Genomic DNA, 20,504 nt, shown 5'->3' with positions numbered 1-20,504 from the left:
GGCATGACAAGGAGGCGTTCAAATGAACGATCAATATGCAGAGATTAAATCGGAGTTAGAGTTGACAAAACGCGAGCTTTTAACTAGGTTGGCACATTCAACACATTATGAGGTAAGTAGTGAACCACTTTATGAAAGCAATAAAATCCAAAAAGAAAAAATTGTAATTCATCATATTAGAGAAGATTTACGGGATGTAGAACTTGCCTTACAAAAAATGGACTATGGTGCTTATGGAATTTGTGAGGAAACAGGCGATCAAATTCCATTTGATAAATTAAGGATTCTACCAACGGCACGTTCAATTTTTGAGTTTTCCTTTAGTGAACTTTTTGAAACAACTTTTCCTCAAAAACCCAAAACGAATCTATATCTTCTCGAACAGAAGTGAATGATAAATTCGCTTCTGTTTTGTCTTACTAGGATAATTTCAGTGTACATTGCCTTCTAACATATGCTAAAATTCAAAAGAACATGATGTTAAAGGGTGGGAGCGGCTTAATGATTTATTATTTATATGCATTAGTTATAATTTTATTGGATCAAGCAACAAAATGGATGATTGTTACATACATGAATCAAGGAGAAAGTATTAAAGTAATTGAAAATTTTCTATACATAACCTCACATCGTAATCGTGGAGCAGCTTGGGGAATCCTACAAGGGAAAATGTGGTTCTTTTATATTATTACTGTTATCGTAATTGGAATCCTTGTAGTCTATATCCAAAAGTTGGAACATAATCAAAAAATGTTCGGTATCGCTCTTTCCTTAATGTTGGGCGGAGCAATTGGAAATTTTATTGACCGACTATTTCGTAAAGAAGTTGTTGATTTTATTGATACAATTATATTTACATATGATTTCCCAATTTTTAATGTTGCCGACTCGGCACTCGTAATTGGCGTCGGTCTTGTCATTATACTTACGCTATTTGAAGGTAAGGCAAATAAGGAGAAGAATGAATGAGTACGTTCGAACTAACAATTGAAGCACAACAAGAAAATGATCGTATAGATAAAGTAGTTTCTTCATTTAATCAAGAATGGTCTAGAACACAGGTTCAAATATGGATAAAAGATGGAGATGTAACTGTAAATGGACAAAAGGTAAAGCCGAACTATAAATGTGGTATTGGAGATTATATCCAAATTTCTATGCCAGAGCCTGTAGAATTAGATGTTATCGCAGAGGAAATGAGTTTAGATATATTTTACGAAGATCAAGATGTTCTTGTCGTTAATAAGCCAAAAGGGATGGTTGTCCATCCAGCCCCAGGTCATGTGAACGGAACTCTTGTAAATGGTTTGATGGCACATTGTAAAGACCTGTCAGGGATTAATGGAGTGATGCGGCCTGGTATTGTCCATCGGATTGATAAGGATACTTCAGGTCTATTAATGGTCGCAAAAAATGACTTCGCACATGAATCACTTGTTAATCAACTTGTAGCAAAAACAGTGACAAGGAAATATAAAGCTATTGTTCATGGCAATATTCCACATGATCACGGAACAGTTGATGCCCCAATTGGTCGTGATAAAAGAGATCGGCAAAGTATGACTGTTACAGATGAAAATAGTAAGGTTGCAGTTACTCACTTTAATGTTATTGACCGTTTTAAGGACTTTACCTTCATTGAATGTGAGCTAGAAACTGGAAGAACTCATCAAATCCGTGTCCATATGAAATATATTGGATATCCATTAGCAGGTGATCCAAAATATGGTCCCAAAAAAACACTTGAAATAAATGGACAAGCATTACATGCTGGATTACTTGGCTTTGTACATCCAAGAACGAAAGAATATATTGAATTTGAAGCACCATTACCAGAGGAATTCGAACAGCTTTTAGCCCATTTAAAAAATCGTTGACAAATTTCGCGAAACCAATTAAGATATAATTAATTTAATTAAGTCCCTTTAATACAGTCCCGTGAGGCTGAGAAGGTATCGGATTAGCAATCGGATTTATAACATCCATTGTGTAAAAAATCTATGTCTTCTCACACGGCTGAGAGGACTTTTTTTATGCCATGGGAAAGTTGAGGTGATCGAATGGGTGAGAAAGCTATCGTTTTAGATGATAAAGCAATCCAAAGAGCGCTTACAAGGGTTGCGCATGAAATAATAGAAAAAAATAAAGGAATTGAAGAATGTGTCATTGTAGGCATAAAAACGAGAGGAATTCATTTAGCAAAAAGAATTGCAAAAAGAATTGAGAAGATTGAAGGAAGTCAAGTTGAGGTTGGAGAACTAGATATCACCTTATATCGCGATGACTTAACAACTAAATCGGCTGATCGTGAGCCAATCGTAAAAGGCTCAGACATCCCAGTTGATATTACGAATAAAAAAGTAGTATTGGTTGATGATGTTTTGTTTACAGGCCGGACTGTACGAGCAGCATTAGATGCACTTATCGATATAGGTAGACCATCTCAAATTCAACTAGCTGTCCTTGTCGATAGAGGCCATCGAGAATTTCCAATTCGTGCAGATTTTGTAGGGAAAAATGTTCCTACAGCCAATTCAGAAATAATCGTCGTTGAATTAGAAGAAATAGATAAGATTGACCAAGTTAGTATACATGAAAAATAAATATAGTCCCTTTTAAATGTGGTCCAGAGAGGCCAACAAAGGGGTAACATTCCTTCTCATCTGTAGGAATTCGTCTACCTCTTTGTGTGAAAACACAAAGATTTTTTTGTATAGGGCATACTAGTCACGAGGAGGAAATAACATGAGTAACGAAAATTCAAAACCAATTTTGGGAATAAATGAAGCACCAACACCAGGGAAATTTTTTATCCTAAGCTTGCAGCACTTATTCGCAATGTTTGGAGCTACAATATTAGTACCGATTTTAGTTGGGATTAGTCCAGGAGTAGCACTTATTTCTAGCGGTTTAGGAACATTGGCATTTTTACTTATTACGAAGGGTCAAGTACCTGCATACTTAGGTTCATCATTTGCCTTTATCATTCCATTACAAACAGCTTTTGCTTCAGATGGCCCTGGTGGGGCAATGATGGGTGCTCTTATGGCGGGTATAGTTTATGGAATTGTGGCATTAATCATTAAGGCAACAGGGCATAAATGGTTAGTAAAGATATTACCACCGGTAGTAGTTGGTCCAGTAATAATCGTTATTGGGTTAAGCTTAGCAAGTACAGCGGTTAGTATGGCAATGAATAATCCAGTAACTGAAAAATATAGCTTATTACATTTTTCAGTAGCATTAGTAACGCTAGCAATCGTAATTATTAGTACAATCTTTTTTAAAGGGTTTCTTAATCTAATTCCGGTTCTCATTGGTATTATTGGCGGCTATATATATGCAGCAATTGTAGGAATTGTTGATTTTACAAAAGTTATCGATGCAAAAGTTTTCGTAATGCCCGATTTTATCATACCATTTGTGGATTATACACCAACATTTTCATGGGGAATGTTTATGCTAATGGTGCCAATCGCAGTCGTAACCTTGTCAGAGCATATCGGACATCAAATGGTATTAAGTAAGGTCGTCCATAAGGATTTAATTAAGCAACCAGGGTTACACCGCTCTATCATGGGGGACGGAGTTGCTACAATTATAGCTTCATTACTAGGCGGACCTCCAAATACAACCTATGGAGAAAATATTGGGGTATTAGCGATCACACGTATTTATAGCATCTATGTTATAGGTGGTGCGGCAGTATTCGCGATTATTTTCGGATTTGTTGGGAAAATTACTGCATTGATTGGTTCAATTCCAACTCCAGTAATGGGAGGAATTTCTATCCTGCTATTTGGGATTATTGCTTCTTCTGGTCTGCGCATGCTTGTAGATAGTAAAGTAGATTTAGGGATAAATCGAAACTTAATCATATCTTCAGTCATTCTTGTAATTGGAATTGGTGGAGCATTTATCCAAGTAACTAAAACAGTTCAAATTCCTGCAATGGCATTAGCAGCAATCGTTGGAGTATTGTTAAATATTATCCTTCCTGGGGGAGAAGTTCCAGAAGATGTAGATATTTATGAAGCACATATTGAAAATGATGATTCAGTTGCATAGATTCACCTTTTAATATAGTCCAGCGAGACTAAAAAGGGTGTGTACAATTATAGATAAGTGGGAGTAGGGTTATTTACGTGCACCCTTTATCTTTAATTGTACTGTTAAAAACACCCTTATCTATTTAGATAAGGGTGTTTTTATATCAAATTCTTGGGGGAGACCAAATGAATCACTTACTTACTTTGACAGAACTATCGAATGAAGAGATTAATCTTCTTCTTATGGATGCACAAGAATTCGTGGATGGAAAAGAGTGGAAGGTAGAAAAGCAAAGCTTTGTTGCGAACTTATTTTTCGAACCTAGTACGAGAACAAGATTTAGTTTTGAGGTTGCAGAAAAAAAGCTAGGAATTGATGTGTTGAATTTTGAGGCAATCACTTCCAGTGTTCAAAAAGGTGAAACATTATATGACACAGTACGAACGCTTCAAGCAATAGGTGCAAATGCAGTCGTTATTCGACATACTGATGATGAATATTTTAAGCAATTATCGTCGGGGATAAATATTCCAATCATTAATGCGGGTGACGGTTGTGGGCACCACCCAAGTCAATCTCTTTTAGATTTATTAACAATGAAACAAGAGTTCGGTAGTTTTAAAGATTTGAAGGTTTTAATTGTCGGGGATATTCGTCATAGTAGAGTAGCTCGTTCCAACGCTGAGATTTTAACAAGATTGGGAGCAAATGTTAAGTTTTCAGGTCCTTCTGAATGGCATGATGAAACAAATCCATTTGGTTCTTATATAAGCCTTGATGAAGGTATTGAGGAATCAGATGTAGTCATGTTATTGAGAATTCAACATGAACGACATGATCAATCAATAGGTTTAACGAAAGAAGAATATCATGAACAATATGGCCTTACGATAGAAAGAGGCAAGAAAATGAAACAAAATTCCATCATTATGCATCCTGCACCATTTAATCGAGATGTAGAAATAGCTAGCGAGTTGGTTGAAAGTATGAATTCTAGAATATTTAAGCAAATGGAGAACGGTGTTTTCGTGAGAATGGCCATTTTGAAAAGAGCTTTTCAACACGTAGAAGGGAGAGTTTTACTATGTCGATCGCTTTAATAAATGGGAAGATACTTAATCAACAAGGTGAATTGGTTGCAGCTGAGGTTAGAATCATAGATTCGAAGATAGAAGAAATAGGTGCGACTGTTAATAAAGATAATTGTGAAATTATCGACCTACAAGGTAATTTTGTTTCAGCTGGATTCATCGATTTACACGTGCACTTAAGAGAACCTGGTGGAGAACATAAGGAAACAATTGAAACGGGAACACTTGCGGCTGCTAAGGGTGGTTTTACGACAATTGCACCAATGCCTAATACAAGACCTGTCCCTGATACTGTAGAACAAATGAATTGGCTACAAAAAAGAATTGCTGAAACTGGCCATGTGAATGTTCTTCCGTATGCTTCAATAACAACTCGCCAAATTGGTGCAGAGCTCGTAGATATGGAAGGCTTAAAAAAAGCAGGTGCATTTGCTTTTACCGATGACGGAGTTGGAGTACAGTCTGCAGGAATGATGCTTCAAGCAATGAAAAATGCGGCAGCTATTAATATGCCGATTGTTGCGCATTGTGAAGAAAATACACTTATTAATAAAGGTTCAGTACATGAAGGTGAATTCTCCCAAAAAAACGGATTAAATGGAATTCCATCTGTATGTGAGTCTGTACATATTGCTAGAGATGTTCTCTTAGCGGAGGCAGCAGGCTGTCATTACCACGTATGTCATGTAAGCACGAAGGAATCAGTTCGAGTCATAAGGGATGCTAAGAGAGCGGGAATAAAAGTTACTGCTGAAGTAACGCCACACCATTTGCTTCTTTCTGAAGAAGATATACCAGAAGTCGATTCAAATTATAAAATGAACCCCCCATTACGTGGAAGTGATGATCGTGCAGCATTGATAGAGGGTTTACTTGATGGAACACTTGATTTCATCGCGACAGACCATGCGCCACATTCCAAGGAAGAAAAAGCGGAAGGAATGCAGGTAGCACCCTTTGGAATAGTTGGACTTGAGACAGCTTTCCCTCTTTTATATACACATTTTGTAGAAACAGAAAAAATGACATTACAACAACTAGTTGATTATTTAACAAGAAAACCAGCAGAAGCTTTCAAACTAGCATTTGGTAAATTAGCGGTTGGAACACAAGCCGATCTTACAGTAATAGATTTACAATCAGAAAATGAAATTAATCCAGATGAATTCGTTTCAAAAGGTAAAAATACCCCATTTGCAGGCTGGAAATGTAAAGGGTGGCCTGTATTGACTATCGTAAATGGTAAGGTCGTTTGGCAGAAAGGGAGTGTACTTGTATGAAAAGACAATTAATTTTAGAGGATGGAACAGTATTCATTGGTGAAGGTTTTGGATATGAAGAGGACACAATAGGTGAAGTCATCTTTAATACAGGGATGACAGGCTATCAAGAAGTATTATCAGATCCTTCAAATTGTGGGCAAATTGTAACTTTGACTTATCCATTGATTGGGAATTACGGGATCAATCGTGACGATTTTGAATCGATTACACCTGCAATTAATGGGCTTATTGTGAAAGAAGTATGTGACCATCCGTCAAATTTCCGAAGCCAATATAGTGTGGATGAGTACTTAAAAGCAAAAAAAATACCTGGGTTATCTGGAATAGATACGCGAAAGCTTACAAAAATTATCCGCAAATTTGGAACATTAAAAGGAGCATTTTGTCATATCGATGCAAATGTTAATGATGTCATTCAAAAATTACAAGAAACTCCGATATTAACCGACCAAGTAAAACAAGTTTCAACAAAGGGATCATACCCAAGCCCTGGAAGAGGTCATCGTGTTGTACTCGTTGATTTCGGAATGAAACATGGGATATTACGTGAACTTAATAATCGTGACTGTGATGTTGTCGTTGTTCCATACAATGTAACTGCTGAAGAAATACTAAGTCTTAGCCCTGATGGTGTAATGTTCAGTAACGGACCAGGGAATCCAAAGAATGTCCCTTCCGCTCTTGAAATGATCAAAGGTATCCTTGGAAAGGTTCCTATTTTCGGAATCTGCCTGGGGCATCAGTTATTTGCATTAGCCAATGGAGCAGATACAGTGAAGATGAAATTTGGCCATCGTGGTTCCAATCATCCTGTTAAGGATCTTATAACAGGTAAAGTTGCGATTACATCTCAAAATCATGGTTATACAGTTGATGAAGATTCATTAATATCAACAAGACTTGAGGTAACACATAGAGCATTGAATGACGGAACGATAGAAGGATTACGCCATCTTGATTATCCGGCATTTACAGTACAGTACCATCCAGAAGCTTCACCTGGTCCAGAGGATACCAATGGCTTATTCAATGAATTTTTACAGATGATTGAAAACTTCAAGAGAAAAGAGGAAGAATTATGCCAAAACGTCTAGATATAAACCGTATTTTAGTTATTGGGTCAGGACCTATTATTATTGGGCAAGCGGCAGAATTTGATTATGCAGGTACACAAGCATGCCTTTCATTAAAAGAAGAAGGTTATAAGGTAATTTTGGTAAATTCGAATCCAGCAACAATTATGACTGATGTCGAAATTGCAGACAAAGTTTATATAGAACCACTCACAGTAGAATTCGTAAGTAAAATTATCCGTAAAGAAAGACCAGATGCGATTCTACCGACTTTAGGTGGTCAAACAGGTTTGAATTTAGCAGTGGAGCTTTTTAAATCAGGTGTATTAGAGGAATGCGGTGTTGAAATTCTAGGAACGAAATTATCAGCGATTGAACAAGCCGAGGACCGCGATTTATTTAGAAGCTTAATGAACGAATTAAATGAGCCTGTACCACAAAGTGACATAATCCATACTCTTGAGGAAGCGTACTCGTTTGTGGAAGAAGTTGGCTATCCAGTCATCGTTCGACCAGCATATACGCTTGGCGGTACAGGTGGTGGAATATGTAGTAATGAGGAAGAATTGATTGAAATTGTAACAAGTGGATTGAAGAATAGCCCTGTTACACAGTGCTTACTTGAAAAAAGTATTGCTGGTTTCAAAGAAATTGAGTATGAAGTAATGCGTGATTCAGCCGATAATGCAATCGTTGTATGTAATATGGAAAATGTTGACCCAGTTGGGATACATACTGGTGATTCAATTGTTGTGGCACCAAGTCAAACAATGACTGATCGCGAGCATCAACTTTTACGTAATGCATCATTAAAAATAATCAGAGCACTTGGAATTGAAGGGGGCTGTAATGTTCAACTTGCACTCGACCCATTTAGCTTTAATTATTTCGTGATTGAAGTTAATCCAAGGGTTAGTCGTTCATCTGCACTTGCATCAAAGGCGACAGGGTACCCGATAGCAAAACTTGCTGCAAAAATTGCCGTAGGTCTTACACTTGATGAAATGATTAATCCTGTTACCGAAAAGACATATGCATGCTTCGAGCCAACGTTAGATTATGTTGTTACGAAAATTCCGAGATGGCCATTTGATAAATTTGAATCTGCTAATCGTAGACTTGGCACACAAATGAAGGCCACTGGAGAAGTCATGGCGATAGGAAGAAATTTCGAAGAGTCGATTTTAAAAGCTGTACGTTCACTTGAGGCAGGTGTACATCATTTGGATCTAGTAGAAGCGAAGGACGCTGATTTGGAAACAATTGAGAAGCGAATTCGCAGAGCTGGAGATGAACGATTATTTTACCTTGCAGAAGCAATGAGACGTGGAATCACAATCAATCAAATCCATGAGTGGAGTGAAATTGATTTATTTTTCCTACAGAAATTCGAAAATATTATCTCGATTGAAAAATCTTTGAAAAATAATATTGGTGACCTTAATGTATTAACGGTTGCGAAAAAGAATGGCTTTGTCGATTCAATTATTGCTGAGTACTGGAATTGGACTGAGAAAGAAGTATATGAAACTCGTAAAACAAAAGGAATTGTACCAGTATACAAAATGGTGGATACATGTGCAGCTGAATTTGAATCTTCAACACCTTATTATTACGGAACGTATGAAGAGGAGAATGAATCAATTGTTACTGATCGTCAAAGTGTGATTGTACTTGGATCAGGTCCAATTCGTATCGGCCAAGGAGTTGAATTTGACTATGCAACTGTCCATTCAGTCTGGGCAATTAAAGAAGCGGGATATGAGGCAATTATTATCAATAATAATCCCGAGACTGTATCAACTGATTTCAGTATTTCAGATAAGCTATACTTTGAACCATTAACAATTGAAGATGTCATGCATATTGTTGATTTAGAAAAACCACTAGGGGTTGTCGTACAATTCGGTGGTCAAACTGCGATAAATCTTGCAAGTGCATTGGCTGACCGGGGTGTCAAAATACTAGGTACTTCATTAGAAGATCTAGATCGGGCAGAAAATAGGGATAAATTCGAGCAAGCATTAACGGAATTAGCGATTCCTCAACCAAAAGGGAAAACAGCTACTTCAGTCGATGAAGCAATCGTAATAGCTGAAGAAATTGGTTACCCAGTACTAGTTCGACCTTCATATGTATTAGGTGGAAGAGCAATGGAAATTGTCTATCATACGGATGAATTATTATACTATATGGAAAATGCGGTCAAGATTAACCCGCAACACCCAGTATTAATTGACCGATATTTAACTGGAAAAGAAATTGAAGTGGATGCGATCTCAGATGGTGAAACGGTGTATATCCCTGGAATCATGGAGCATATTGAACGTGCTGGAGTCCATTCAGGAGATTCAATTGCTGTGTATCCACCACAAAGCATATCAGATCATATTAAACAACAAATAACTGATCATACAATTGCACTTGCAAAAGGTTTAAATATTATCGGACTGCTCAATATCCAATTTGTTGTGTATCAAGATGAGGTTTTTGTAATCGAGGTTAATCCACGTTCAAGTCGTACTGTACCATTCTTAAGTAAGATTACAGGTGTACCAATGGCAAACTTAGCTACGAAAGTTATTTTGGGTCAATCACTTAACGACTTAGGCTATGCAACTGGAGTACATCCTGAAAGTGATGGAGTGTATGTAAAAGTACCTGTCTTCTCTTTTGCAAAATTACGTAATGTGGATATTACACTAGGTCCTGAAATGAAATCTACCGGTGAAGTAATGGGGAAGGACTTCACACTAGAAAAGGCCTTATATAAAGGTTTAGTTGCCTCTGGTATTAATATTCCAAGATATGGATCTGTGTTATTAACAGTTGCAGATAAGGACAAGGAAGAGGCATTGGATATCGCAAAACGTTTTTATATGATTGGTTATCAAATATTAGCAACGAGTGGTACTGCAAGCTATTTACAGCAAGCAAATATTCCTGTTACGACCGTAAATAAAATCGGTTCTGAAACACCGAATCTAATTGATGTAATTCGTCAGGGTGGTGCTCAATTTGTTATCAACACATTAACAAAAGGGAAACAACCTGCAAGGGATGGATTTAGAATCCGTAGAGAAACCGTAGAGAATGGTGTCGCTTGTTTAACTTCATTAGATACAGCGAAAGCGATTTTAAGAGTGTTAGAGTCGATGAATTTTTCAAGTGAGGCGATGAAATCCCATACATTACCTCGTGAGGTGGTTAATGTATGATGAAAAAGGAATTAATGAAGGTTGTTAGTCATGAATGTATTGGAGAGAATATATTTGAACTGACGCTTGAAGGAATGTTAGTTAATGAAATGAAGGAACCTGGTCAATTTGTCCATTTGAAGGTAAGCGAAGGGTCAGAGCCTTTATTAAGACGCCCTATTAGTATAGCGAATATTAATAAGGCAGACGAGCAATTCACGGTGATATATAGAAGGGAAGGACTCGGAACACGAGTCCTTTCTGAAAAAATACTAGATCAATATGTAGATGTTCTCGGACCACTTGGAAATGGATTTCCTGTACAAGGGGTTAAACCTGGCGAAACAGCTTTATTAGTAGGAGGAGGAATTGGTGTACCACCTTTATATGAATTATCGAAGCAATTAGTCAAAAAAGGTGTACGAGTCATTCACGTTCTTGGTTTTCAGTCTAGCTCAGTTGTCTTTTATGAAGAGAAATTTGCTGAATTGGGGAACACATATATCGCTACCGTTGACGGTTCATATGGGCAAAAAGGCTTTGTAACGGATATTATTAAAAAGGAAGAAATTCACTTTGATACTTTGTATTCATGTGGTCCAACACCGATGTTAAAAGCACTTGAGAGTAGTTATCATCATAAAAATGCATATATCTCACTCGAGGAAAGAATGGGTTGTGGAATTGGAGCTTGTTTTGCTTGTGTTTGTCGTCTACAAGATGATCCAAATGGTTATTCTTATAAAAAAATTTGCAGCGACGGACCAGTATTTAAAGTTGGCGAGGTGATTCTATGAACAGATTACATGTTAAATTACCTGGCTTAGACTTAAAAAATCCAATTATGCCTGCTTCAGGTTGTTTTGGTTTTGGTAAGGAATATTCACAAGTATTTAATTTAAGTGAACTTGGAGCCATAATGATTAAGGCAACAACATTGGAGCCGAGGTTTGGTAATCCAACTCCTCGAGTTGCTGAAACTACATCTGGGATGTTGAATGCAATTGGCTTGCAAAACCCTGGATTACAGAAGGTTCTTTCAGAAGAATTACCATGGTTAGAGCAATTTATAGTGCCAATTATTGCAAATGTTGCAGGTTCTCAGGTTGATGATTATGTCGAGGTGGCAAAAGAAATTTCTAAAGCACGAAATGTTCATGCTCTTGAATTAAATATTTCTTGTCCAAATGTTAAAACAGGTGGAATTGCTTTTGGAACAATTCCGGAAATCGCAGCCGATCTAACGAAGCGAGTAAAGGAAGTATCAGAGGTACCTGTGTATGTAAAACTATCTCCGAATGTTTCGAATATCGTTGAAATGGCAAAGGCGATCGAACATGCTGGTGCAGATGGTTTAACGATGATTAATACATTAGTGGGAATGAGGCTAGACCTAAGAACTGGAAAACCAATATTAGCAAATAAAACAGGTGGTCTATCAGGTCCAGCAATTAAACCAGTCGCAATCCGAATGATTTATGAGGTGAGCCAAGCTGTTTCAATTCCAATCATTGGTATGGGTGGAGTACAATCAGCGGAGGATGTACTTGAGTATTTTTATGCTGGAGCTAGTGCAGTTGCTGTAGGAACAGCTAATTTTGTAGATCCATATATTTGCCCGACGATAATTAATAAATTACCAGCTTTACTAGATAAATACGGATTTGATCATATTTCAGAATGCCAAGGAAGGAGCTGGAAATAAGATGAAGAAAGAATTAATCGTTGCATTGGATTTCCCAAATCTTTTAGACACTAAAAAATTTCTGGAACAATTTGGTGATGAGCCAATCTTCGTAAAAGTTGGAATGGAACTATTTTATCAAGAAGGACCAGCTGTGATTTCATATTTAAAAGAACAAGGTCATTCGATCTTCCTAGATTTAAAGCTCCATGACATTCCTAACACAGTCAAATCAGCAATGAGAAGACTTGCCTCACTAGGTGTTGATATTGTCAACGTACATGCCGCAGGCGGGACAAAGATGATGGAATCAGCACTTGAAGGACTTGAAGCAGGAGCACCATCAGGGAAAAAAAGACCTGTTTGTATCGGCGTCACTCAGTTAACAAGTACTTCAGAGGAAGTAATGAGAAACGAAATTTGGATTAACCAATCACTTGATGAGGTAGTAGTTTATTATGCAAAACTTGCTAGTGCTAGCGGTTTAGATGGAGTGGTTTGCTCGTCCTTAGAGGTGCCTTTTATCCATAAAGCATGTGGAGAAGATTTCGTCACTGTAACTCCCGGAATCAGACTTCCTAATGATGAAAGCAGCGACCAAACTCGAATTGTCACGCCAGAAAAAGCGAGAGAACTAGGTTCAACAGCAATTGTAGTTGGAAGATCAATTACGAGAGCAAATGAGCCGCTTCAAATATATCAACAAATCAAGGCATTATGGGAAGGGGTAATTGCATGAAACATAAGATAGCAGAACATTTATTAGAGATTGGTGCTGTTTTTCTTCAACCGAATGATCCGTTTACATGGTCTTCAGGAATAAAATCGCCGATTTATTGTGATAATCGCCTAACTCTTTCCTATCCGAAAGTTCGAAAAGACATTGCTCAAGGACTTGCTAAAATAGTAAAAGAAAACTTTCCTGAAGCTGAAGTAATTGCAGGTACAGCGACAGCAGGAATCCCTCATGCAGCTTGGGTAAGTGATATAAGCGATTTACCAATGTGTTACGTACGGAGTAAAGCGAAGGCACATGGCAAAGGAAAGCAAATTGAAGGTAAAGTTGAAAAGGGACAAAAGGTTGTTGTTATTGAAGATTTAATTTCTACCGGAGGCAGTGCAATTACAGCTGTTGAAGCTTTAAAGGAAGCTGGATGTGATGTACTTGGAATCGTTGCAATCTTCTCTTATGGACTTTCTGCTGCAGACGAGAAAATAAATGCAACAAATGTAAAGGCGATTTCATTAACTGACTATCCAACACTTGTTGACGTTGCACTTGAAAAAGGTACAATAACAGAAGATGATATTCAAAAATTATCAAGTTGGAGAGAAAATCCATCAGAATGGTTAGTAACAAAATAGTTATAAAAAAGCGATATCAACTTTTACTTGATATCGCTTTTTCATTATTTATCAGGAAATTATAAAATTTAAACATGTGGATATCTTTTAATAAAGTATATCTACGTTCAGCTCCAGCGCCTAGGCCCTCGAGGTCAAATAACCTGATGCAAGAAAAGTCAAAGTGCGACTTTTTTGCATCAGAACATTTGCTTGTCGGGCCTGGACAAGGCGCTTGCGCTTTTGTTCTTATTTTCTTAACTTTAAGATCAAATCTTCATCAGGTGTAACATAAACAGTTTGTTGATTGTCATAAGTTACATAACCTGGTTTTGAGCCATTTGGTTTCTTTACATAACGAATTAATGTAAAGTCAACTGGAACTGAAGATGAATTTTTTGCTTTACTAAAATATGCTGCAATTGTTGCTGCCTCAATAATTGTTTCTTCTGTAGGTGTTTTACTTCGAATGACTACATGGGAACCAGGTATGTCTTTAGTATGTAGCCAAATATCATCTTTACCAGCAAATTTATTTGTTAAATACTCATTTTGTTTATTATTTTTACCGACAAGGATCTCTGTACCATCACTTGATTCATATTTCTCGATAATTGGCTTTGTAGGCTTGTTTTTCTTGTTTCCTTTTTGAAATTTACTACGTAAATAGCCTTCCTCCATTAGTTCTTCTCTTATTTCTTGGAGATCCTTTGGTGCTGCAGAATCAATTTGCTGCAACAATGCATCGAAATAAGAAATTTCTTCTACTGCTTTTCTAATTTCATTCTCTACAAAAGCGACAGACTTTTTCGCCTTTTGATATTTTAGAAAATAGCTTTGTGCATTTTCTGATGGTGTTTTTTGAGGATGGAGTTCAATCTTCATTACTTCATTATCAGGTGAGTAATAATTTTGAACTTCAACTACTTTATCTCCTCTTTTTATTACGTACATGTTCGCAGTTAATAATTCCCCAAATAACTTGAACCGTTCTGCTTTTTCGGACTCTTGTAGTGTTGTCTTAAGCTTCTTAATTTTCTTTTCATTTTTTGCCTTCTCATTTGAAATAAAACGCTCCAAATCATTTCCTTGTTGTTTGACGCGGTCTCGTTCTGCTTTGCCAAAATAAAAACGGTCAAGCATTTCACTTATAGTTGAAAATGTTTTTGTATTCCCTTCTAGATGGGATAGGGGCAAAATATAAAAATACTCTTTTCCGTTTTTAGTTATAATTTGCGCAGAAATCTCATTCGCTTTAACGATATCCATCATTGATAGGAATGAGATGGGTAATGATTTTCGATTTGCAATTCCGGTACGATAGACGACCTCCTTTGCAAATAATGGAGAGATTCCTGAGAACTTTGCAACAATTTGCTGATCAAGTTTGCCTGCATTAAAATCAATTTTTGAAAGGAATGTTTCTAAATCAATAAGAAATGGATTACTTTTCAGTTGTGCTGGTGGAGCAACGTAAGTATGTCCAGGTAAAATTGTTCGATGACGATTAACAGCAGGTGAGATGTGTTTAATACTGTCTAATATTGTTTGCTTATCCTTATCTAGAAGAATGATATTACTATGACGACCCATAATCTCTATTATTAATTGTTTATATGAGACATCACCAATTTCATTTCTACCTTTTATATCAAATACGATAATTCGATCAACATCAATCTGGCTGATCTTTTCAATAATACTTCCTTCAAGATGTTTACGTAACAGCATGCAAAACATCGGAGGTTCACTAGGATTATCGTAGCTTTCATTTGTAATATGAGCCCGTGCATAACTAGGGTGTGCTGAAAGTAATAGCTTATGGTTTTTACCATTTGCACGAATTTGAATTAATAATTCATTTTTAAATGGTTGATATATCTTAGAAATTCTCCCGTTTTCAAGTTCATTTGTAAATTCATTTGTTATTGCTCGAGTAAAAATTCCATCAAAGGTCATTCCATTATGCCTCATTTCTATATTTCATCTAAAAGGATATTCCCTCTATAAAAAAGTATAGCATTTTTTTGGACGAGTCTGAATAAGCTTTCATTGAGATGCAAAGATTTCATTCACGAGGGGTTGTGGTATGTACATGAAATGGTATGAACTTAGGTCCGAGGAGGTAGAAAAAAAGGTTAATACAAACCTTTCTCTAGGACTTTCAGAAAAAGAAATTACAATGAGACAAAAGCAATTTGGATACAATGAATTGAAGGAAGCTGACCGACCTTCAGCATTACTCCTGTTTTTAGAACAATTTAAGGATTTTATGGTGGTTGTATTACTTGCAGCGACACTAATATCTGGATTATTGGGAGAGTATATAGATGCGATTGCAATTATAGCAATTGTTTTACTTAATGGATTTTTAGGATTCTTTCAGGAACGGAAGGCTGAGAAATCTCTACATGCGTTAAAGGAGTTATCAGCCCCCCAAGTGACAGTACTTCGAAATAAGCAATGGTTAAGAATTCAATCAAAAGAACTTGTTGTCGGAGATATTATTAAATTTTCAAGTGGAGATAGAATTGGAGCCGATATTCGTTTAACAAAGGTGAAGAGTCTTGAAATTGAGGAATCAGCACTTACTGGTGAATCAGTTCCTGTACCAAAACATATTGAACCGATAAGGGATGATCATATTTCACTTGGGGATCAAGAGAATATGGCATTTATGGGTACGATGGTCACTAGAGGAAGTGGTGAAGGAATTGTTGTAGCAACAGGGATGAATACTGCTATGGGTCAAATTGCAGAGTTACTACAATCTGCAGAAACAATGATTACACCACTTCAGAGGAGATTGGAACAATTAGGTAAAATACTGATTTCAGTTGCATTAGTATTAACTTTTTTAGTTGTTGTAGTTGGAATATTGCGTGGGCACGAATTGTATGAAATGTTCTTAGCAGGTGTATCCTTAGCAGTTGCGGCGATTCCAGAAGGGCTGCCAGCAATTGTTACAGTTGCGCTTTCATTAGGTGTTCAAAGGATGATTAGAAAAAATGCAATTGTAAGAAGACTTCCTGCTGTTGAAACGTTAGGATGTGCTTCCGTTATTTGTTCAGATAAAACAGGGACACTTACACAAAATAAAATGACCGTAACCCATCTATGGTCAGGTGGAAAAACATGGAGTGTATCAGGGACAGGTTATGATTTGAAGGGAAGTTTTTTCGCTGGTGAAAAAGAAGTAGAAGTTCCTAATATAAAGACACTGCAACAATTATTGACATTTGGAGTTTTATGTAATAATGCTAGTTTAAAGGAAAAAAAAGATGAATATATCATTGATGGTGATCCTACAGAAGGAGCATTGATAGTTGCAGGAATGAAGGCTGGGCTACAAAGGGATTTATTATTGAACCAATTTGAGATTATCGAAGAATTTCCCTTTGACTCTGCTCGGAAAATGATGAGTGTTATTGTAAAAGATCATTCAGGAAATCAATTCGTAATTACGAAGGGTGCTCCTGATGTTTTATTAAATGTTAGTGAATCAATTTTATGGGAGAATAAGCAGCAGCATTTAACCGAGGAATATGGAAATTATGTTAAGAATGCAATTGAGGAGCTTGCGTCAGATGCCCTTAGGACAATTGCAGTGGCATTTAAACCAATCCGTCCAAATCAAAAAATAATGAATGAGCTAGAAGCTGAAAGGGATTTAGTTTTTATCGGAATTCAAGGGATGATCGATCCACCAAGACCAGAAGTTAAAGCAGCAGTACAAGAATGTAAGGATGCTGGAATTAAAACAATTATGATAACAGGTGATCATCTCATTACAGCGAAGGCAATTGCAGCACAGCTTGGTATTTTACCATCTGGAGGAAAAGTTCTAGATGGAAATGCGTTGTCAAAGATGGAAGTTGAGGATTTAGAGGAAATTGTTGAGGATGTGTATGTTTTTGCTAGAGTATCGCCAGAGCATAAGCTAAAAATTGTTAAAGCTCTTCAAAGAAAAGGACATATTGTCGCAATGACTGGTGATGGTGTTAATGATGCACCAGCAATTAAAGCAGCAGATATCGGAATTGCGATGGGAATAACTGGCACAGATGTTGCCAAGGAAGCATCTTCACTCGTCTTATTAGATGATAATTTTGCAACAATAAAAGCAGCGATAAATGAAGGTAGAAATATCTATGAAAATATTAGAAAATTTATCCGATATTTATTAGCTTCGAATGTTGGAGAAATACTAGTGATGTTATTTGCAATGTTGTTAGCTTTGCCACTGCCACTTGTACCTATTCAAATTCTTTGGGTGAACCTTGTAACTGATGGTCTTCCAGCAATGGCACTTGGTCTCGACCAAGCTGAAGATAATGTCATGAAAAGGGGGCCAAGACACCCTAATGAAGGTGTATTTGCTAGAAAGTTAGGGTGGAAGGTAGTTAGTCGAGGATTTCTAATTGGGATTGTAACATTAGCAGCATTTATGATTGTATATGGTAGAGATCCAAGTAATTTAGGATACGCACAAACAATTGCATTTGCAACACTGGTTTTAGCACAGCTTATTCATGTTTTTGACTGTCGAAGCGAACGATCTATTTTTCATCGCAACCCTTTCCAAAATATGTACCTAGTTTGGGCAGTTATTTCATCAATCGTATTAATGCTTATCGTAATTTATTATCCACCTTTACAACCAATATTCCATACAACAGCTATCGAAGCTAGAGACTGGTTACTAATTATTGGTTTATCTGCAGTTCCAACATTCCTATTGGCTGGTTCATTATTAACGCGATCTCGCTCAAAACCTAGAATGTTGTAAAAAGAAGTTCTTAATTTTAGTAATTATCAACAAAACTATGCTATACTTTTTTAGGTAATGGAGATTCTCTGTTACCTTTTTTATTTGACCAAACAATGATAAAATAATATTAGTTTTTTATATGGTGTTAAAGTGAAATGGACGTGATGAAAATGATTTTAAGTATGACAGGCTTCGGTCAGGCACGGAAGGAAATGGAAAGCTATTCCGTAACTGCAGAGATTAAGTCTATAAATCATCGTTTTTGCGAAATCAATATAAGAATGCCTAGACAATTACTAGTTATAGAGGATAAAATAAAAAAAGCCATCATGGAACACGTGAAAAGAGGGCGTGTGGAGGTTTTTTTGACAATTGAAGGAGAAGGGCTTGTAAAGAAGTCACTCAATATTGATTGGGAGCTAATGGATCATCTTTATCATTCCATTAAGGATATTCAAGAGAAATATAATCTTACTGATATGATAACTACTCAGCAATTATTATCTCTAGATGATATTCTCTCAATAGATGATGTAGAATTAGAAAATAACGAACTTGAACTCATCGTTATTGAAGTAATTCAAGTCGCGGTTGAAGAATTGAAAATGATGCGAGAAGTTGAAGGCAAAAAGCTATTAGAGGAAATAAATAATTATCTGAACCAAATTGAAAATAATGTGAATGCAGTCTATCAGTATGCTCCCCATGTTGTTAACCAATATCAAGAACGGTTAGCAAAAAGAATTAACGAGTACATAAATGGTGAAATTGATGATAATCGTATATTAACTGAGGTTGCCATCTTTGCTGAGAAAGCAGATGTTTCCGAAGAGCTAACACGACTACATAGTCATATCAGTCAATTTAAAGAAGCTACATATACGAATGATTCTATTGGCAGAAAGCTTGATTTTATTATCCAAGAAATGAACCGTGAAATAAATACAATCGGTTCAAAGGCGAATGATAGCAAAATTGCCAAACATGTTGTCGAAATGAAAAGTTTACTCGAAAAAATTAAGGAACAGGTGCAAAATATCGAATAACTTTTGTCGTACGTGATTATGTTATTGTTTTCACGGTAAAAATAGAGTGTGATATAGGGGGAGCTTTGGATGCACATTAAGTTAATAAATATTGGTTTTGGTAATATTGTTTCAGCTAACCGAATAATTTCGATTGTTAGCCCTGAGTCTGCTCCTATTAAAAGAATCGTTCAAGATGCTCGTGACCGAGGAATGTTAATCGATGCTACTTACGGTAGGAGAACACGTGCAGTCATGATCATGGATAGCGATCATATTATTTTATCAGCTGTTCAACCTGAGACCGTTGCACAAAGATTGACAAATAAAGATGAGCTAACTGATGAAGGGTAGGTTTGAATAATTAATGAGTGAAAGAGGTCTGTTAATCGTACTATCTGGACCATCGGGTGTTGGAAAAGGAACAGTTAGGAAAGCTATTTTTTCAAAGCCTAATACAAAATTTCAATATTCCATTTCGATGACAACAAGAAAACCGCGTGAAGGAGAAATAGATGGTGTTGATTATTTCTTCAAATCGAGAGAAGAATTTGAAGTATTAATTAAGAATAATAAATTACTTGAATGGGCTGAATATGTCGGGAATTACTATGGAACACCTGTTGATTACGTTGAGCAAACATTGCAGGATGGGAAAGATGTGTTCCTTGAAATAGAAGTTCAAGGTGCTCTTCAAGTGCGAAATGCTTTTCCAGAAGGTTTATTTATCTTTTTAGCACCGCCTAGTCTTAAAGAATTAAAAAACAGAATTGTGACAAGAGGTACTGAATCTGATGACTTAATTCTGAACAGGATGAGGGTTGCGAAAGAAGAAATTGAAATGATGGATGCCTATGATTATGTTGTAGAAAATGATCAAGTAGATCTTGCATGCGAGAGAATTAATGCGATTGTCATTGCAGAGCATTTAAAGCGTGAACGTGTTGCCGCACGTTATAAAAATATGTTGGAGGTTGATTTTTAAG

At 36.6% G+C, this 20,504-nt stretch carries 18 protein-coding genes; 17 read left to right on the top strand and 1 reads right to left on the bottom strand.

The features are described 5' to 3' along the window. Nucleotides 1-22: 22 nt before the first annotated feature. The 13 genes from MJG50_RS00835 (at nucleotide 23) to pyrE (ending at nucleotide 13,743) form a co-directional block, all read left to right on the top strand. Nucleotides 23-391 carry a TraR/DksA C4-type zinc finger protein gene (locus MJG50_RS00835; RefSeq protein ID WP_240251911.1) on the top strand — a complete coding sequence of 123 codons (369 nt, stop codon included), beginning with the start codon at nucleotides 23-25 and terminating at the stop codon, nucleotides 389-391. A gap of 110 nt (nucleotides 392-501) precedes the next feature. Beyond that, complete coding sequence (lspA, locus tag MJG50_RS00830; RefSeq protein WP_240251909.1) at nucleotides 502-969, top strand: signal peptidase II; 468 nt, start codon at nucleotides 502-504, stop codon at nucleotides 967-969. Further along, complete coding sequence (locus tag MJG50_RS00825; protein ID WP_240251907.1) at nucleotides 966-1,877, top strand: RluA family pseudouridine synthase; 912 nt, start codon at nucleotides 966-968, stop codon at nucleotides 1,875-1,877. Before lspA ends, MJG50_RS00825 begins: the two co-directional genes overlap by 4 nt. A gap of 183 nt (nucleotides 1,878-2,060) precedes the next feature. Next, on the top strand, nucleotides 2,061-2,603 hold the full coding sequence (gene pyrR / locus MJG50_RS00820) for a bifunctional pyr operon transcriptional regulator/uracil phosphoribosyltransferase PyrR (RefSeq protein WP_240251905.1): 543 nt from the start codon (nucleotides 2,061-2,063) through the stop codon (nucleotides 2,601-2,603). A 142-nt stretch (nucleotides 2,604-2,745) separates the two neighbouring features. Next, nucleotides 2,746-4,068 (top strand): solute carrier family 23 protein, encoded by a 1,323-nt coding sequence (locus tag MJG50_RS00815; protein WP_240251903.1) that lies wholly within the window; start codon nucleotides 2,746-2,748, stop codon nucleotides 4,066-4,068. A gap of 167 nt (nucleotides 4,069-4,235) precedes the next feature. Next, nucleotides 4,236-5,150 carry an aspartate carbamoyltransferase catalytic subunit gene (locus MJG50_RS00810; RefSeq protein ID WP_240251901.1) on the top strand — a complete coding sequence of 305 codons (915 nt, stop codon included), beginning with the start codon at nucleotides 4,236-4,238 and terminating at the stop codon, nucleotides 5,148-5,150. After that, nucleotides 5,135-6,421, top strand: coding sequence for a dihydroorotase (gene pyrC / locus MJG50_RS00805; protein WP_240251899.1), 1,287 nt, complete (start codon nucleotides 5,135-5,137; stop codon nucleotides 6,419-6,421). The genes MJG50_RS00810 and pyrC overlap by 16 nt, the downstream gene beginning before the upstream one ends. Beyond that, nucleotides 6,418-7,518 (top strand): carbamoyl phosphate synthase small subunit, encoded by a 1,101-nt coding sequence (locus MJG50_RS00800; RefSeq protein ID WP_240251897.1) that lies wholly within the window; start codon nucleotides 6,418-6,420, stop codon nucleotides 7,516-7,518. The genes pyrC and MJG50_RS00800 overlap by 4 nt, the downstream gene beginning before the upstream one ends. After that, nucleotides 7,503-10,715 (top strand): carbamoyl-phosphate synthase large subunit, encoded by a 3,213-nt coding sequence (gene carB, locus MJG50_RS00795; RefSeq protein WP_240251895.1) that lies wholly within the window; start codon nucleotides 7,503-7,505, stop codon nucleotides 10,713-10,715. The genes MJG50_RS00800 and carB overlap by 16 nt, the downstream gene beginning before the upstream one ends. Next, entirely contained in the window at nucleotides 10,712-11,491 is a 780-nt protein-coding gene (locus MJG50_RS00790; protein ID WP_240251893.1) for a dihydroorotate dehydrogenase electron transfer subunit, read from the top strand. The genes carB and MJG50_RS00790 overlap by 4 nt, the downstream gene beginning before the upstream one ends. Beyond that, nucleotides 11,488-12,399 (top strand): dihydroorotate dehydrogenase, encoded by a 912-nt coding sequence (locus MJG50_RS00785; RefSeq protein ID WP_240251891.1) that lies wholly within the window; start codon nucleotides 11,488-11,490, stop codon nucleotides 12,397-12,399. Before MJG50_RS00790 ends, MJG50_RS00785 begins: the two co-directional genes overlap by 4 nt. 1 nt (nucleotide 12,400) lies before the next feature. Beyond that, complete coding sequence (pyrF, locus tag MJG50_RS00780; RefSeq protein ID WP_240251889.1) at nucleotides 12,401-13,117, top strand: orotidine-5'-phosphate decarboxylase; 717 nt, start codon at nucleotides 12,401-12,403, stop codon at nucleotides 13,115-13,117. Then, nucleotides 13,114-13,743 carry an orotate phosphoribosyltransferase gene (gene pyrE, locus MJG50_RS00775; RefSeq protein WP_240251887.1) on the top strand — a complete coding sequence of 210 codons (630 nt, stop codon included), beginning with the start codon at nucleotides 13,114-13,116 and terminating at the stop codon, nucleotides 13,741-13,743. The genes pyrF and pyrE overlap by 4 nt, the downstream gene beginning before the upstream one ends. Before the next feature lie 228 nt (nucleotides 13,744-13,971). Here pyrE and MJG50_RS00770 read toward each other — a convergent pair whose 3' ends face one another. Beyond that, nucleotides 13,972-15,681: an Rqc2 family fibronectin-binding protein gene (locus MJG50_RS00770; RefSeq protein WP_240251885.1), complete on the bottom strand. Its 1,710-nt coding sequence runs from the start codon at nucleotides 15,679-15,681 to the stop codon at nucleotides 13,972-13,974. A 136-nt stretch (nucleotides 15,682-15,817) separates the two neighbouring features. Between MJG50_RS00770 and MJG50_RS00765 the strand changes: the two genes are divergently transcribed. The 4 genes from MJG50_RS00765 to gmk all read left to right on the top strand — a co-directional run bounded on the left by MJG50_RS00765 (nucleotide 15,818) and on the right by gmk (nucleotide 20,503). Further along, nucleotides 15,818-18,511, top strand: a complete 2,694-nt coding sequence (locus MJG50_RS00765) for a calcium-translocating P-type ATPase, SERCA-type (protein ID WP_240252315.1) — start codon at nucleotides 15,818-15,820, stop codon at nucleotides 18,509-18,511. 152 nt (nucleotides 18,512-18,663) lie between these two features. Next, nucleotides 18,664-19,539 (top strand): YicC/YloC family endoribonuclease, encoded by an 876-nt coding sequence (locus MJG50_RS00760; RefSeq protein WP_240252314.1) that lies wholly within the window; start codon nucleotides 18,664-18,666, stop codon nucleotides 19,537-19,539. 69 nt (nucleotides 19,540-19,608) lie between these two features. After that, on the top strand, nucleotides 19,609-19,872 hold the full coding sequence (gene remA / locus MJG50_RS00755) for an extracellular matrix/biofilm regulator RemA (protein ID WP_240251883.1): 264 nt from the start codon (nucleotides 19,609-19,611) through the stop codon (nucleotides 19,870-19,872). A gap of 13 nt (nucleotides 19,873-19,885) precedes the next feature. Beyond that, a complete protein-coding gene (gene gmk / locus MJG50_RS00750) occupies nucleotides 19,886-20,503 on the top strand; it encodes a guanylate kinase (protein ID WP_240251881.1) in 618 nt (205 codons plus the stop codon). Nucleotide 20,504: the final 1 nt, after the last annotated feature.

Source organism: Fredinandcohnia quinoae (assembly GCF_022427965.1).
Taxonomy (GTDB): domain Bacteria; phylum Bacillota; class Bacilli; order Bacillales; family Bacillaceae_L; genus Ferdinandcohnia; species Ferdinandcohnia quinoae.
Note: the sequence above shows the minus strand (reverse complement) of the source record. Positions and strands in the feature narration are given on the sequence as shown.

What these genes read in the sequence shown, in the direction of transcription:
- MJG50_RS00835 (WP_240251911.1), top strand. Translation starts at nt 23, where the DNA reads ATGAACGATCAATATGCAGAGATTAAATCGGAGTTAGAGTTGACAAAA.
- lspA (WP_240251909.1), top strand. Translation starts at nt 502, where the DNA reads ATGATTTATTATTTATATGCATTAGTTATAATTTTATTGGATCAAGCA.
- MJG50_RS00825 (WP_240251907.1), top strand. Translation starts at nt 966, where the DNA reads ATGAGTACGTTCGAACTAACAATTGAAGCACAACAAGAAAATGATCGT.
- pyrR (WP_240251905.1), top strand. Translation starts at nt 2,061, where the DNA reads ATGGGTGAGAAAGCTATCGTTTTAGATGATAAAGCAATCCAAAGAGCG.
- MJG50_RS00815 (WP_240251903.1), top strand. Translation starts at nt 2,746, where the DNA reads ATGAGTAACGAAAATTCAAAACCAATTTTGGGAATAAATGAAGCACCA.
- MJG50_RS00810 (WP_240251901.1), top strand. Translation starts at nt 4,236, where the DNA reads ATGAATCACTTACTTACTTTGACAGAACTATCGAATGAAGAGATTAAT.
- pyrC (WP_240251899.1), top strand. Translation starts at nt 5,135, where the DNA reads ATGTCGATCGCTTTAATAAATGGGAAGATACTTAATCAACAAGGTGAA.
- MJG50_RS00800 (WP_240251897.1), top strand. Translation starts at nt 6,418, where the DNA reads ATGAAAAGACAATTAATTTTAGAGGATGGAACAGTATTCATTGGTGAA.
- carB (WP_240251895.1), top strand. Translation starts at nt 7,503, where the DNA reads ATGCCAAAACGTCTAGATATAAACCGTATTTTAGTTATTGGGTCAGGA.
- MJG50_RS00790 (WP_240251893.1), top strand. Translation starts at nt 10,712, where the DNA reads ATGATGAAAAAGGAATTAATGAAGGTTGTTAGTCATGAATGTATTGGA.
- MJG50_RS00785 (WP_240251891.1), top strand. Translation starts at nt 11,488, where the DNA reads ATGAACAGATTACATGTTAAATTACCTGGCTTAGACTTAAAAAATCCA.
- pyrF (WP_240251889.1), top strand. Translation starts at nt 12,401, where the DNA reads ATGAAGAAAGAATTAATCGTTGCATTGGATTTCCCAAATCTTTTAGAC.
- pyrE (WP_240251887.1), top strand. Translation starts at nt 13,114, where the DNA reads ATGAAACATAAGATAGCAGAACATTTATTAGAGATTGGTGCTGTTTTT.
- MJG50_RS00770 (WP_240251885.1), bottom strand. Translation starts at nt 15,681, where the DNA reads ATGACCTTTGATGGAATTTTTACTCGAGCAATAACAAATGAATTTACA.
- MJG50_RS00765 (WP_240252315.1), top strand. Translation starts at nt 15,818, where the DNA reads ATGAAATGGTATGAACTTAGGTCCGAGGAGGTAGAAAAAAAGGTTAAT.
- MJG50_RS00760 (WP_240252314.1), top strand. Translation starts at nt 18,664, where the DNA reads ATGATTTTAAGTATGACAGGCTTCGGTCAGGCACGGAAGGAAATGGAA.
- remA (WP_240251883.1), top strand. Translation starts at nt 19,609, where the DNA reads ATGCACATTAAGTTAATAAATATTGGTTTTGGTAATATTGTTTCAGCT.
- gmk (WP_240251881.1), top strand. Translation starts at nt 19,886, where the DNA reads ATGAGTGAAAGAGGTCTGTTAATCGTACTATCTGGACCATCGGGTGTT.